The 12,949-nt window shown below is 61.7% G+C and carries 11 protein-coding genes; 3 read left to right on the top strand and 8 right to left on the bottom strand.

The features are described from left to right. Positions 1-12: 12 nt before the first annotated feature. From rpmA to HGQ17_RS01055, 3 genes are all read right to left on the bottom strand, one after another. The gene (gene rpmA / locus HGQ17_RS01065; protein ID WP_168886112.1) at positions 13-270 is read right to left on the bottom strand and encodes a 50S ribosomal protein L27; all 258 of its coding nucleotides are present in this window, start codon (positions 268-270) and stop codon (positions 13-15) included. Positions 271-324: 54 nt separating this feature from the next. Next, a complete protein-coding gene (gene rplU / locus HGQ17_RS01060) occupies positions 325-633 on the bottom strand; it encodes a 50S ribosomal protein L21 (RefSeq protein WP_168886111.1) in 309 nt (102 codons plus the stop codon). 73 nt (positions 634-706) lie between these two features. Beyond that, the gene (locus HGQ17_RS01055) at positions 707-3,349 is read right to left on the bottom strand and encodes an Rne/Rng family ribonuclease (protein ID WP_168886110.1); all 2,643 of its coding nucleotides are present in this window, start codon (positions 3,347-3,349) and stop codon (positions 707-709) included. Between the two features lie 363 nt (positions 3,350-3,712). Between HGQ17_RS01055 and HGQ17_RS01050 the strand changes: the two genes are divergently transcribed. Beyond that, positions 3,713-4,363: a vitamin K epoxide reductase family protein gene (locus HGQ17_RS01050; protein WP_168886109.1), complete on the top strand. Its 651-nt coding sequence runs from the start codon at positions 3,713-3,715 to the stop codon at positions 4,361-4,363. Here HGQ17_RS01050 and HGQ17_RS01045 read toward each other — a convergent pair. Genes HGQ17_RS01045 through HGQ17_RS01025 form a run of 5 tightly spaced genes read right to left on the bottom strand, consistent with a single transcriptional unit; the run spans position 4,351 to position 10,487 of the window. Next, positions 4,351-5,091, bottom strand: a complete 741-nt coding sequence (locus HGQ17_RS01045; RefSeq protein WP_168886108.1) for a lipoate--protein ligase family protein — start codon at positions 5,089-5,091, stop codon at positions 4,351-4,353. The genes HGQ17_RS01050 and HGQ17_RS01045 overlap by 13 nt on opposite strands. A gap of 11 nt (positions 5,092-5,102) precedes the next feature. Further along, on the bottom strand, positions 5,103-6,311 hold the full coding sequence (gene hutI / locus HGQ17_RS01040; RefSeq protein ID WP_168886107.1) for an imidazolonepropionase: 1,209 nt from the start codon (positions 6,309-6,311) through the stop codon (positions 5,103-5,105). Next, a complete protein-coding gene (locus HGQ17_RS01035; protein ID WP_168886106.1) occupies positions 6,308-7,513 on the bottom strand; it encodes a formimidoylglutamate deiminase in 1,206 nt (401 codons plus the stop codon). Before HGQ17_RS01035 ends, hutI begins: the two co-directional genes overlap by 4 nt. Then, positions 7,513-8,799 (bottom strand): allantoate amidohydrolase, encoded by a 1,287-nt coding sequence (locus HGQ17_RS01030; protein ID WP_168886105.1) that lies wholly within the window; start codon positions 8,797-8,799, stop codon positions 7,513-7,515. The genes HGQ17_RS01035 and HGQ17_RS01030 overlap by 1 nt, the downstream gene beginning before the upstream one ends. Then, complete coding sequence (locus tag HGQ17_RS01025) at positions 8,796-10,487, bottom strand: urocanate hydratase (protein WP_168886104.1); 1,692 nt, start codon at positions 10,485-10,487, stop codon at positions 8,796-8,798. Before HGQ17_RS01025 ends, HGQ17_RS01030 begins: the two co-directional genes overlap by 4 nt. A gap of 344 nt (positions 10,488-10,831) precedes the next feature. Here HGQ17_RS01025 and HGQ17_RS01020 point away from each other — a divergent pair, with 344 nt between their 5' ends. Then, complete coding sequence (locus HGQ17_RS01020; protein ID WP_324615134.1) at positions 10,832-12,283, top strand: sodium:solute symporter family protein; 1,452 nt, start codon at positions 10,832-10,834, stop codon at positions 12,281-12,283. Further along, entirely contained in the window at positions 12,270-12,926 is a 657-nt protein-coding gene (locus HGQ17_RS01015; RefSeq protein ID WP_324615133.1) for an IclR family transcriptional regulator, read from the top strand. The genes HGQ17_RS01020 and HGQ17_RS01015 overlap by 14 nt, the downstream gene beginning before the upstream one ends. Positions 12,927-12,949: the final 23 nt, after the last annotated feature.

Genomic DNA, 12,949 nt, shown 5'->3' with positions numbered 1-12,949 from the left:
GCTTATCGCAGCTTAGGCTGCGACTGGCACAATGTTGACGACCTTGCGGCCGCGCTTTGCGCCGAATTCAACAGCGCCATCGGCCAGGGCGAACAGTGTGTCGTCGCCGCCGCGGCCAACGTTGGTGCCGGGGTGGAACTTGGTGCCACGCTGGCGGATCAGGATCTCACCGGCGCTGACAGTCTGGCCGCCGAAACGCTTCACGCCGAGGCGCTTGGCGTTCGAGTCGCGACCGTTCTTAGTTGAGCTGGCGCCCTTTTTACTTGCCATAGGTCTGCCTACCTCTCAGGGAATAATGGAATCTTGTCTTAGTTTACCGCGCGGTCAGGCGATCGAGGCGATCTTCACACGGCTGAGTTCAGAACGGTGACCCTGGCGCTTGTGGTAGCCGGTCTTGTTCTTGAACTTGTGAATGACGATCTTCTTGCCGCGGAGGTGCTCCTGCACCTCTGCGGTGACCTTGACGTTGGACAGCTCATCAGCGGAGGTTGTGACCTTCTCCCCGTCTACCAGCATCACCGCCGGCAGCTCGATGGTGCTGCCTGCCTCGGCGTCGACGCGGTCAAGGGTCACGAGGTCTCCGACGGAAACCTTCTCCTGGCGGCCGCCTGCGCGGACAATCGCGTACACCACTTGGGACTCACTTCTCTCGTTGAATGACTTGCATGAAAAAGATTTTGGGCACAAATTGCCCCAGCGATCTATGCTACTCCGTTGACTTGCTTTGAGCAAGTTCATCGGCGCTGACACCGACGCCGAGCATCACCGGTTCAGCCGCAGGCTCGGTGGAGTCCTGTTTAGCCTTTCCGGAGGTGCCCGAGGATGAGGCGAAGGTCTTCTCTCCGCCCTGCACCTCGGTATTCACCTGGGTGACCTCTCCTGAGGACCCCTGGGCTGATCCCGCAGCCCGGCGACCACGCCGCTTGCTGCGAGTCGCCAGGGCGGTCTCCAGCTGGTCGAGGGAGGCGGGCTTACCGCCTTCCTCCTTCTCCGGCGCGGAGCCGGAATCCTTCTTCTCGGGCAGTTCAACTGGCTCCCCACCGATGGTGAGGGTGGCCGATTTCTGCTGCTTCGACTGCTGCTTCTGCTGCCGTGCCGGCTTCTGCTCAGCAGGGGCCTGATCCTGATCGGACTCCTCGCCCTTATGCTGACCATTGGTGGCGGCAGCCACCTTGGCCATCCCCTTGGAAGCCTTCTCCAGCTTCTTGAGCTCTTTGGGGTCGGGCTGGTTGTTACTGCCGGCGTCGTCGTTCTTCCGGTTTTTCTTCTTCCGCTTCTTGGCGTTCTTACCGGAGGCGACATCCCCCTCGGAGGTGTAGGAGGGCCGGTGCTCAACAGGTTCGGGGTGGGTCATGATCCCGCGGCCTGCGCAGTGTTCACATTCGGTGGAGAAGACCTCCAGCAGTCCGGTGCCCATGCGCTTACGGGTCATCTGCACCAGACCGAGGCTGGTGACTTCAGCGACCTGGTGTTTAGTGCGGTCACGGCCCAGGCATTCGACCATGCGGCGCAGCACCAGGTCCCGGTTGGACTCCAGGACCATATCGATGAAGTCGATGACGATGATCCCGCCGATGTCCCGCAGTCGCAGCTGCCGGACGATCTCCTCGGCGGCCTCGAGGTTGTTCTTGGTGACGGTCTCCTCGAGGTTGCCGCCGGAGCCGGTGAATTTACCGGTGTTGACATCGACCACGGTCATCGCTTCGGTGCGGTCGAAGACCAGGGAACCACCTGAGGGCAGTTTCACGTTCCGGTCCAGCGCCTTGTTCAGCTGCTCGTCGATCCGGTGGTGGGCGAAGATATCCTCTGCCTGGTTCTCCTGGGGCTCCCACTTCTTGCAGCGGTCCAGCAGGTGGGGGGCCACATAGGTGACATAGGCCTCGATGTCGTCCCAGGTCTCCTCGCCCTGAACCTCCATGGCCGAGAAGTCCTCGTTGAAGACATCGCGGACAACCTTAATGGTCAAATCCGGCTCCGCGTAGAGGAGCTCAGGGGCCAAGACCTTGCGGTCATTGGCCTGGGACTGGATGGTCTCCCAGAGGGCCCGCAGCCGGTTGATGTCATTGGTCAGCTCCTCCTCGGAGGCGCCTTCGGCGGCGGTGCGCACGATGACACCGGCGTTCTCCGGCATCTGCTCCTTGAGGATCTTCTTCAGCCGAGAGCGTTCGGTATCCGGCAGTTTCCGGGAGATACCGGTCATCGACCCGCCGGGGACGAACACCAGGTAACGCCCGGGCAGCGAGACCTGGCTAGTCAGCCGGGCACCCTTATGCCCCACGGGATCCTTGGTGACCTGGACCAGCACGGAGTCCCCGGATTTCAGGGCGTTTTCGATCTTGCGGGGGGCGTTGCCGATATTGGCACCCTCCCAGTCGACCTCGCCGGCGTAGAGCACAGCATTGCGGCCGCGGCCGATGTCCACGAAGGCGGCCTCCATAGAGGGCAGCACATTCTGGACTTTGCCGAGGTAGACATTGCCGATCAGCGAATCCTGGGTGGTGTGGCTGACGTAGTGCTCAGCCAGGACCCCGTCTTCGAGGACGCCGATCTGGATGCGTTCGCCACGCTGGCGGACGATCATCTTCCGGTCCACCGACTCGCGGCGGGCCAGGAACTCGGCCTCTGTGATCACACCACGACGACGACCACCGTCCCGGGATGCCCGACGGCGCTGCCGTTTGGCCTCCAGACGGGTGGAGCCTTTGACTCCGGTGACCTTGGCCGGGGCATCGGAGCCGGCTTCTCGTCCGGAGCGGATCCGAGTAACGGTGTGACCGTCCTCGGAATCCTCCTCGATCTCCATATCGGCAGTTCCACGACGACGACGCCGCTTCTTGCGAATGACCTGACCGTCGTCTGTCTTCTCCGCGGCAGAGGATTTGTCCTTGTCCTCGGCCTGGTCGGCATCCTCGGAGTCATTGGACTTCTCGGAATCGGCCGAACCCTCGTTCTCCTTCTGGGAGTTCTCCTGGTTCTGGCCGTTGTCCTGGTTGTCCTGGGACTTATTGCGGCTGCGGCCGCCGCGGCGGCGCTTGCGGCGGTTCCGACGGTTGCCGCTGGAGTCACCGTCGTCGTCGTTTCCGCTGCCCTGCCCGGAGTCGTCCTCTCCGTCCTGGTCAGCGTCATCGCTGGTGTCCTGGGACTCAGACTGCTGGGGGCGCTGGGACCTTGCCGGCAGTTTGGAGAGATCGGGGGCCTGGAAAGTGACATCCAGGGGGTCGGCATCCACCGGTGCAGTGTCGGCGGGCTTGTCAATAGTGGCCTCTGCACCGGGCTGGCCGGGCTCAGGGGCTGAGAAGGGATTGAAAATCTCTTCGGGTTCGTTTGTGGATGCGGTTGTATCGGTCATGGAATTACGGGTCTGCTCCCACCGGAGGCGACGCTGCCACACTCGGCGTGCCCACGGCTTGTCTCGCTTATCGGGTCACCGGCTTGCGATTCTGCCGGGCGCTGCCTGCATTCTTCGTCGAGGCGCGCTCTGCTCAGCGGATTCGCGGGCCGGTCACGCACGGGAAGAGGGCGGCGGCATCTTGTTCGATTCGGTAGCCGTGCGGACTGTTGATCCATCTCATTCGTCCACGACGGGTGCCAGCCTCGCCGTTCTGTAGCGTGTTAAAGCCTGCTCAAAAATGCAGGTGTGGTCTGCACTTTCGATGCACTCAGTATGGCACACCGGATGTATCAGTCAGGTTGCCGGAGGTAGAATTGGGCTATGTCCGCAACCCTGACTGCCCCGGATCACGGGGATATCGCTGAGGAAACCCCCGGGCGTGTCCCGGCATTCGCCCGTCCGGCAGGTTTTTCTCTGTGGCTGCTGATCACCGGTGCAGTCGGTGCCCTGGCCAGTTTCCTGCTGCTCTATGAACGCGTTCAGCTGTGGAACGACCCGGAGCACATCACCGCCTGTGATGTGAATCCGTGGGTCTCCTGTGGTGAGGTGATGCAGTCCTGGCAGGCCTCAACCTTCGGTTTCCCCAATATCTTCGTCGGGGTGGTCGCCTTCCCGGTTCTGATCTTCGCCGCGGTGGCCCTCTGGGCCGTTCGTGGTCAGATGCCACGCTGGTACTACGCGGGATTGCAGGCTGGTGCGCTTTTCGCCTTCGGTTTCATCACCTGGCTCTGGTATTCGGCGGTGTACAGCATTGGGGTGCTCTGCCCCTACTGCATGATCGTCTGGGCGGCGGTGATCCCGTTCTTTGTGGTGACCACTGCGCGGAACGTGATCCACGGGGTGATTCCTTCCTCGGAGGGTATGAAGAAGGTGGCCCGCGACTGGTGGTGGGTTGCCGTCATCGTGCTTTATCTCCTGGTCTTCGCCAGTATTTTGCTGAACTTCACTGAGGCCTTCACCTACGCGTTCTGAAGCTCCCAGTACTGGGCATAGGTGCCCAGAATGGCATTCTCAACGTCACAAACCGTCACCTGCGGATAGAGGTCGGTCACTGCCCCGGCTGTCAGTGGGTCCCATTCCAGTTCCATGGCTGCATAGGCGTCGGTCAGTACCCGGCGGATGCTGGGGCCCTGCTCGACGATGATGGAACTGGAGAACAGCCATCCGGTGGCTATCTGGCGTTGGGCTGTGCCGATGAGTTTGATCCGCCGGTCGGGCTGTTCTGGGTGAATGCCGTGGACTGAGTGTTCGCCGTAGCAGTATTCGCCGGGGATGGGGCCCACCTGAGCCTGGATCCCGAGGCTCATCAGGGCTTCGGCAAAGAGTTCGGCGAAGGCGCTGAACCTGGTCTGGGACTCCCTGATGGGATCGGGGTCAGGCTCGATGTGGTCCACCACCAGAGATCCCAGGTCATAGGCAGCGGCCCGTCCCCCTGCCCGGCGGACCAGAGGCTCATAACCCTGCCGGTGGGCTGCCTCCTGGGCTGCACCGAATCCAGGCAGTCGACTGTCTCGTTGCCCGAAGGCCAGTGTCGGCTGCGGCCGGTAGATCCTCAGCGTGGCGGCAGTGGCCTCGGGGTCGTTGGGGTCGACTGCATAGCGCCGGGTGCCTTCCAGCAGCTGCAGACCATAGTGGAGGTCTCCTGCAGCTCCCAGCGATTCACGCTGTCGGTATACACGTAGCTCGCCGGCGGAGGACATAGCTCCACAGTCTAGCCTTGCACCCGCTCTCCGGCTCGGAACGCTGAATGAGTCAAAGGCATGCCGGGCCGATACGCCAGGTGGATGGCTGCCGGTGCATCCAAGACATGGAGATCAGCTCGTTTGCCCACTTCGATGGACCCGACCTCCTCCTGGGCGCGTAGTGCCAGTGCGCCTCCATAGGTGGCGGCCCGGATCGCTTCGGCCAGGCTCAGGCCCATCTGCAGAACGGCGGTGCCGATGCAGAAGTTCATCGAGCTGGTGTAGCTGGTGCCGGGATTGCAGTTTGAGGCCAGGGCAATCTCGATCCCGGCATCGATCAGCCGGCGGCCCGGGGCCAGAGGCTGGCGGGTCGAGAGATCGCAGGCGGGCAGACATGTGGCAACTGTGCCGGGAGTCCAGGTCCGCTCTGATGGGTCCCAACTCTTCCAGGTTTCGGCCAGGGCGTCGACGTCCTCGTCATCGAGGTAGTTGACATGGTCGACACTGGCTGCGCCCAGCTCGGCGGCCAACTTGACCCCAGGTCCGGTCCCCAGTTGGTTGCCGTGGACTCGCAGGCCGAGGCCAGCCTCAGCTGCGGCCGTGAGAACCTGTCGGGACTGATCTGCCGTAAACGCCCCTTCCTCGCAGAAGACATCGGCCCACTGGACGTTGTCCTTCACGTCCTGGAGCATGGGGCCGGCTGCCAGCTCGGTATAGGTCTGGGCGTCCTCTCCCGGCGGAACCAGATGGGCGCCCAGATAGGTCACAGCGTCAATCTCGCCTGCCTCACGCAGTTCAGCTAACAGCCTGGCGTGCCGGGCCTCCTCAACCTGAGAGAGTCCGTAGCCCGTTTTGGTTTCCAGATAGGTTGTGCCCCCGCGCACTGCCTCAGCAACACGTTGGCGCACCAGGGCTTTCAACTGGTCATCAGAGGCACCTCGGGTGGCCTCCATGGTGACGCTGATACCCCCTGCTGCATAGGCCTCACCGGCCATCCGCGCTTCGAATTCCGCGCTGCGGTCTCCGGCGAAGACCAGATGCGTATGGGAGTCCACCCAGCCGGGCAGCACGGCGCGACCTTCAACATCCACTGTCTCGTCCGCGCTGGGAGCCTCTGTGGCTGCACCGATCCATACGATCTTTGAGTTCTCGATGACCACAGCCGCGTTGTGCAGAACCCGGTTCTCGGGGTCCACTGTGGTCAGTTCAGAAATATTGGTAATCAGCGTGGTGCTCATAGGTACTCCGGGTGGTCAGAGAAGAATCGGCTGTACAGCGCACTGGGATCCCCCAGCTTGGCATGGATGCCTCTGTGGGCGATCTCGCTCCCGTTGACCCTCACGGTCTCGACATCGGCGCTGGTGGCAGTCAGCGGAATCTGTGCTCCGCGGCTGCCGATGGTGCGGACTGAATCTGTGCGCACTGAAATCTGGTCATTATTCTCAGCCAGCCCCAGGCTTCGCAGTCCACCAGCGCGGGCTGCCTGGTTGATCTCTTCGGGGCTGAATCGTCCACGAGTTCCCGTTTCCAGGCGCTCTCCATGTTCCAGTGCCCGCATCTCGAGATAGGGGTCGATGACGACATGCTGGTCGCTTCCCAGGGCGATAACTGCTCCGGCATCCGCCAGCTGCCGGGCTGGTCCTATCCCATCGGCGAGGTCCGCCTCTGTGGTGGGGCACATGACGATATTGACCCCTGCCTCTCCGAGGAGCCCGATATCCGAGCTGCTCAGATGTGTTGCATGCACCGCGGAGAGCTGAGGGCTCAGCAGTTCAGCCTTAGCCAGAACTTCAGTGGGGGTCTTTCCATAGGCTGCGGCGATGGCTGTGTTCTCAGCCGGCTGTTCCGATACATGGATATGCAGGGGTGCTGATGGATGCCTCTTCATCAGGGCAGTGACCACCGGCAGTTGGTCCTTGGCCACCGCTCGCAGGGAGTGGACTGCCGCCCCGAGGGTGACCAGCCCGCCGGTGTCTTCTTCGGCGACCACCCAGTGGAGTTCCTCCCACCGGATGGCCCACTGTTCGGCATCACCATCGCTGAATCTGCCTTGGATACTGTTGAGCTCGATCCGGCTGCCCTCGGCGGTGAGCCCACCCTGGAGATAGAGGGTGTCGAGGAGAACCAGTCGGATACCCGCAGCCTGGGCGGCACGTATCAGCGCCCGCTCCATCTCGTGATCGGCATAGGGTGTGCCGTCGGGTTGGTGGTGTAGGTAATGGAACTCCCCGACGGCGCTGTAGCCGGCACAGACCATCTCCGCATACACCGCAGTGGCCAGCTGCTCATATGCTTCAGGACTTAGTTGAGCGGCTGCTTGGTACATCTGTTCTCGCCAGACCCAGAAGTCTCCGCCCTGATCATGTGTCCGCCCGCGCAGCAGGCGGTGAAAGGCATGCGAGTGGGCGTTGATCGGTGCCGCTAGGGATAGGGTTTCCATCAGCGCTCAGCCTCCAGGAGGCCTGACAGTGCGTCTGCGAGGGCCTGAACGCCCTGGTCGGCGTCGTCATTCTCTACCGATTCCTCAGGGGCATGGCTGATACCGGTGGGGTTGCGCACGTAGATCATTCCCGAGGGCACATGCGCTGCCAGGACGCCGGCGTCGTGCCCTGCTCCGGTGGGCAGGATGGGGGCATCAGGAACTGTTCGGCGCACAGCCGCTTCAAGCTGGGAGGACAGTTCCGGGCTGAAGTGCACGGTGCCAGAATACGATTCCTCCACCATCTCCACCTGGCAACCGTGGGCCAGCGCGCAGTCCTTGGCCCGGGAGTAGATCTTCTCGACAACAGTGGCTGTCACTTCGTCCTGCGGGTGGCGGACATCGAGCCATAGATCGACTCGTGAGGCGATGACATTGGTGCCACCGGGGATCGGCTGGAGCCTGCCGACGGTGGCCCGGGCTCCGGGGTGCTCGCGGGCTGTGTTCCGTGTGGCCAGGGTGATCTCTGCTGCGGCAACCATCGGGTCTGCTCGATCATCCATGAGGGTGGTACCAGCGTGGTTGCCCTGACCGGTCACCGACAGCCGCCATCGCCCGTGCCCCAGGATTGTGTTGCCCACTGCGACCGCAGGCTGTTTTCCGTCGGCTGCGGTGTATTCGGGGGTATTGATTCCGCGGCCCTGTTCCACATGGAGCTCTACGAAGGCGCCGATAGTGCTGAGTCTGGCTGGGTCTTCCCCGATGAGATCCGGAGTGAGTCCGTGATCTGCGGCAACTTCACCGAAGCTTAGGCCTTCAGAATCACGGAGGTTCAGGGCCTTCTCCCGGGTTATGGCCCCGGTCATCAGGCGTGAGCCCAGGCAGGCCACGCCAAATCTGGATCCCTCCTCCTCTGGGAAGACAGTGATGGCCAGACAACGACGACGCTTCAGAGCCCCGCTCTGCTCCCGTGCCTTGAGCTCATCAAGGGCCGCCAGTGCAGATGCGACACCTAATGGACCGTCGAAGGCTCCGCCTCCTGGCACCGAGTCCAGATGCGATCCGGTGACCACGGAGTTTCTGCGGGTTGCCTCCACCGATTCGCCGGCTGAGGCCTGTCGGTCCCACCAGGCCCAGATAATGCCGTTGTGGTCGGTCTCCACATCGAGTCCACGGGTTTGGGCCTCGGAGATGAACCATTCGCGCAATGTCAGGTCCGCATCGGAATACACCGGCCGTGAGTATCCGCCACGGATGGGGTCAGCGCCGATATCCGCTATCGCCTGCATGAGGCTGTTGACTGTCATGACTGCTCACGCATAGGAATGCGCACTCCGCGGGTTGTGGCTGCCTCGACGGCCTCTTCATATCCTGCATCTACATGGCGGAAGATGCCCATGGCTGGATCGTTGGTCAGTAGGGCTTCAAGCTTGGCTGCTGCCAGCTCGGTGCCGTCTGCCACCCCAACCTGCCCTGCGTGGATGGAACGTCCCATCCCGACACCTCCACCGTGGTGGATGGATACCCAGGTGGCCCCTGAGCTGGTGGCGGTCAGAGCGTTGAGCAGCGGCCAGTCCGCGATGGCGTCTGATCCATCCAGCATGGCCTCGGTCTCTCGGTAGGGCGACGCCACGGATCCGGAGTCGAGGTGGTCGCGGCCGATGACGATGGGGGCTTTGACCTTGCCCTCGGCGACCAGCTGGTTGAACAGCAGGCCTGCCTTCTGGCGTTCCCCATAGCCCAGCCAGCAGATGCGGGCGGGCAGTCCTTCGAATTCCACGTACTCCCCGGCTGCATCAATCCAGGTATGCAGGTGCTCATTGTCAGGGAAGAGGTTCTTGATGGCCTCATCGGTCACCGCGATGTCCTCGGAGTCGCCGGAGAGTGCAACCCAGCGGAAGGGTCCCATTCCCTCACAGAACAGCGGTCGGATATACGCGGGGACGAATCCCGGGAATTCAAAGGCCCGGTCATAGCCGCCGGCACGGGCTTCATCGCGGATGGAATTGCCGTAGTCGAAGACCTCGGCCCCGGCATCCTGGAATCCGACCATGGCTTCGACCTGCCTGCTCATCGCCGCCCGTGCTTTCTTGGTGAAGCCTTCGGGGTCCCGGCTGGCTGCTGCCTCCCATTCCTCAATGGTGTACTCGAGGGGCAGGTAGCTCAGGGGATCGTGGGCTGAGGTCTGATCGGTGACGATATCGATCTCGACTTCCCCGTTAGTGTGTCGCTTCAGCAGTTCGGGGAAGACTTCGGCAGCGTTTCCGACATAACCCACCGACAGTGCCCTCTTTTCGGCTTTGGCCTTCTGCAGTTTCTGCAGCGCAGCATCGATATCGGTTTCGACCTCATCGAGGTAGCGTTTACCGGCACGACGCCGCAGTCGCGCCTCGGAGACATCCACCACCAGTACTGCACCGCCGTTGAGGGTCACAGCAAGGGGCTGAGCGCCGCCCATGCCGCCGCAGCCGCCGGTCAGGGTCAGGGTTCCGGCCAGGGAGCCGTTGAATTTCTTCTTACCGATGGCTGCAAAGGTTTCGTAGGTGCCCTGCAGAATGCCTTGGGTGGCTATGTAGATCCAGGAGCCGGCCGTCATCTGGCCGTACATCATCAGGCCTTCGGCTTCGAGTTTCCGGAATTCCGGCCAGGAGGCCCAGTCCCCCACCAGATTGGAGTTGGCCAGCAGCACCCGTGGCGCCCATTTATTGGTCCGGATGACACCAACTGGTTTCCCGGACTGGACCAGGAGTGTCTCGTCCTCTTCCAGATCCTTCAGACTTGAGACGATCGCGTCATAGGCCTCCCAGCTACGGGCGGCACGGCCAGTTCCGCCGTAGACCACGAGGTCCTCGGGGCGCTCGGCAACCTCCGGATCCAGGTTATTCATCAGCATGCGCAGGGGCGCTTCGGTCTGCCATGACTTCGCCGAGATCTCACCGCCTCGGGGAGCTCTGATCTCTCGGGAGGGGTCATGAGTGGTGAATCCGGTGGCCATAACTGTGTCCTATTCACTGAACGATTCGAGGGTTTCACTCATTGAAACGTCTTTTTCGCTAGTTAGCAACCCTGTAGTGAGGCCGCGTTTCGACCTCAACGCCAATCAGGCAGCTCGCCTAGACCATAAGATTGCGAGGTGCTGCGCTCTAGGCTAGCCTCGAAACAACGTTTTCATTAGGCAGTTCACAGGTTTTACTGAATGGAAACAATTGAGACTCGCCGAAGAAACACGCTGTCCTCAGACTGTAGGTTCGTGCAACTTATGATCTGTGATTCGCTTCCGCAGCACAGTCACGGCCCACCCCCACATCACGAGTAAGGACGCCCTTGATGGATGACAGAGTGACGATCGGCATAATCATCGTTTCCTACCTGCTATTGGTGACGGCAGTCGGTCTGCTGTCAGCCCGAATGATCAAGGGTTCCGATGATTTCCTTGTGGCCGGGCGTAAATTCGGCCCTCTGCTCGTCGTCGCGGGTCTGACTGCCACGCACCTAGGTGGCGGAGCAGTCATGGGTGTCAGTGAGGACAGTTTTGTCTACGGCTACAGCGGTATTGCCTACAGCGCAGGTACTGCAGTGGGACTGACCCTGCTCGGCCTGCTCTCCGCTAAACGGTTGCGCAACCTCTCGCTGTACACCATCACTGACTTTCTGGCGCTGCGCTACAACTCCAAGGTCGTCCGTGGTCTGGCCGCCCTATTGTCCATAGTGGCCGTCACCGGGATTGTCGCAGCTCAGGTCAGTGCCGCCGGTGGCGCCTTCCAGATCCTGGGCATCGATCCCACTATTGGGGCCGCCATCGCGGTTTCCCTGTTCATCGGGTACACCTTCTTCGCGGGGATGTGGGGTGTGGCTATCACCGATGCCATGCAGCTGATCATCATTGTCATTGGCGTGCCGATTGCCTGCGTCATCGGACTCCAAACTGTGGGTGGATTCTCCGGACTCCAGGAGTTCGCTGCCGCCAGTGACGCTGTCTCTGCTGAGACCTACTTCTCTCCGGTGGGCATGGGTGTCATGGCCATGCTCGGTGTGATGACCCCGGTCATTATGTACGACCTCATCGGCCAGGACTTCTACCAGCGACTCTTCTCCGCCCGGAGCGGTAAGGTCGCCAGCGCCTCGGCAATTATGGCCGGTGTTCTGCTGGTTCTCTTCGGCACATTCCCCGTGATCGGCGGTATGAGCGCTCGAGCAATGTTTGGCGAAGATCTCGAGGACAGCTCCTCGGCCCTGCCTATGCTGATTGTGGAGGTCCTGCCGGTCTGGCTTGCTGCAATCCTGGTAGCTGCGATTCTTGCTGCGGTGATGTCCACCGCGGATTCGCTGCTGATTGCGGGCAGTACTCACATCACCAATGACTTCTATCGCAAGATTATGGGGCGCGATCAGAACGGTGACAGTACAACGACCCTGCGGATCGCCCGCATTTCCACGCTGGTTCTCGGTGTAGGGGCCCTGACCTTCGCGCTTCTGGTGCCGGGGATCATTCAGGTCCTGGTGCTGGCCTACACGATGTACGCCTCCGGTGTCTTCATTCCGCTGATTCTGGGTCTGTTCTGGAAGCGCGGCACCAAGGAGGGTGCTATTGCGGCTATTCTCCTCGGCGGGCTTGCCGGTACCTCCGGTGCGGTGGGACTGGTGGACTATCAGGTGCCCGACATCATGATCGGTGGCGCAGTGTCATTGGTGGCCTTCGTGGTGGTCTCCCTGCTGACCAAGGCTCCCACCGAGGCCGAGCTGGCATTGACCCGACCCGTTGCTGCGAAGGAAGGCAGTGATATTGGCTGAAGCATCCACGCGCACTGTTGAACGTGCCTTAGACCTTCTCGGCGCAGTATGCGAACGTGGCCATGCCAGCCTCGCGGAGACTGCTCGTGAGGCTGACCTACCGGCCAGTACCGCCCTGCGGCTGCTGCGGACTTTGGAGGCCAATAGTTTCCTCACACGTGACGAATCGGGGGACTATCGGCCCGGCAGCAGGTTGATCCAGTTAGGTGCCCAGGCTTTTACGAAGAACACCCTGACTGAGGTCGCCCGGCAACCTATGCAGAACATCGTGGACGCCATTGGGGAATCTGCCTATCTCAGTGTGGAAGGCCCCAATGACAGTGCCCTCTATATCAGCATCATCGAGGGCACTCATTCGGTGCGTCACACGAATTGGGTGGGCCGCACTGTGCCTCTGGAGGGGTCTGCCGCGGGTCAGGTACTCCGCGGTGAGGCTCCTGATGAGGGTTTCGTCGTCGTGCAGAACAGTGTTGAGGATGACGTCACAGCAATTTCTGCACCCATCGAAGTTGCCGGGCGACCCCGTGCAGTATTGAGTGTCCTGGTGCCCACCTATCGCATCGATAAGACGAAGGCCACTCGGTATGGTCAGCTGCTGGTTCAGGCGGCAGCTGATATTTCCGGGCAGCTCATTGGCAACTGATCCGCTGGCGCATCGGAGAAGGA

It is taken from the genome of Nesterenkonia sedimenti, assembly GCF_012641515.1.
GTDB lineage: Bacteria > Actinomycetota > Actinomycetes > Actinomycetales > Micrococcaceae > Nesterenkonia > Nesterenkonia sedimenti.
The sequence above is the reverse complement of the archived record's forward strand: the minus strand, read 5'-3'. Positions and strand labels throughout refer to the sequence as shown.

What these genes read in the sequence shown, in the direction of transcription:
- rpmA (WP_168886112.1), bottom strand. Translation starts at nt 270, where the DNA reads ATGGCAAGTAAAAAGGGCGCCAGCTCAACTAAGAACGGTCGCGACTCG.
- HGQ17_RS01055 (WP_168886110.1), bottom strand. Translation starts at nt 3,349, where the DNA reads ATGACCGATACAACCGCATCCACAAACGAACCCGAAGAGATTTTCAAT.
- HGQ17_RS01050 (WP_168886109.1), top strand. Translation starts at nt 3,713, where the DNA reads ATGTCCGCAACCCTGACTGCCCCGGATCACGGGGATATCGCTGAGGAA.
- HGQ17_RS01045 (WP_168886108.1), bottom strand. Translation starts at nt 5,091, where the DNA reads ATGTCCTCCGCCGGCGAGCTACGTGTATACCGACAGCGTGAATCGCTG.
- hutI (WP_168886107.1), bottom strand. Translation starts at nt 6,311, where the DNA reads ATGAGCACCACGCTGATTACCAATATTTCTGAACTGACCACAGTGGAC.
- HGQ17_RS01035 (WP_168886106.1), bottom strand. Translation starts at nt 7,513, where the DNA reads ATGGAAACCCTATCCCTAGCGGCACCGATCAACGCCCACTCGCATGCC.
- HGQ17_RS01030 (WP_168886105.1), bottom strand. Translation starts at nt 8,799, where the DNA reads ATGACAGTCAACAGCCTCATGCAGGCGATAGCGGATATCGGCGCTGAC.
- HGQ17_RS01025 (WP_168886104.1), bottom strand. Translation starts at nt 10,487, where the DNA reads ATGGCCACCGGATTCACCACTCATGACCCCTCCCGAGAGATCAGAGCT.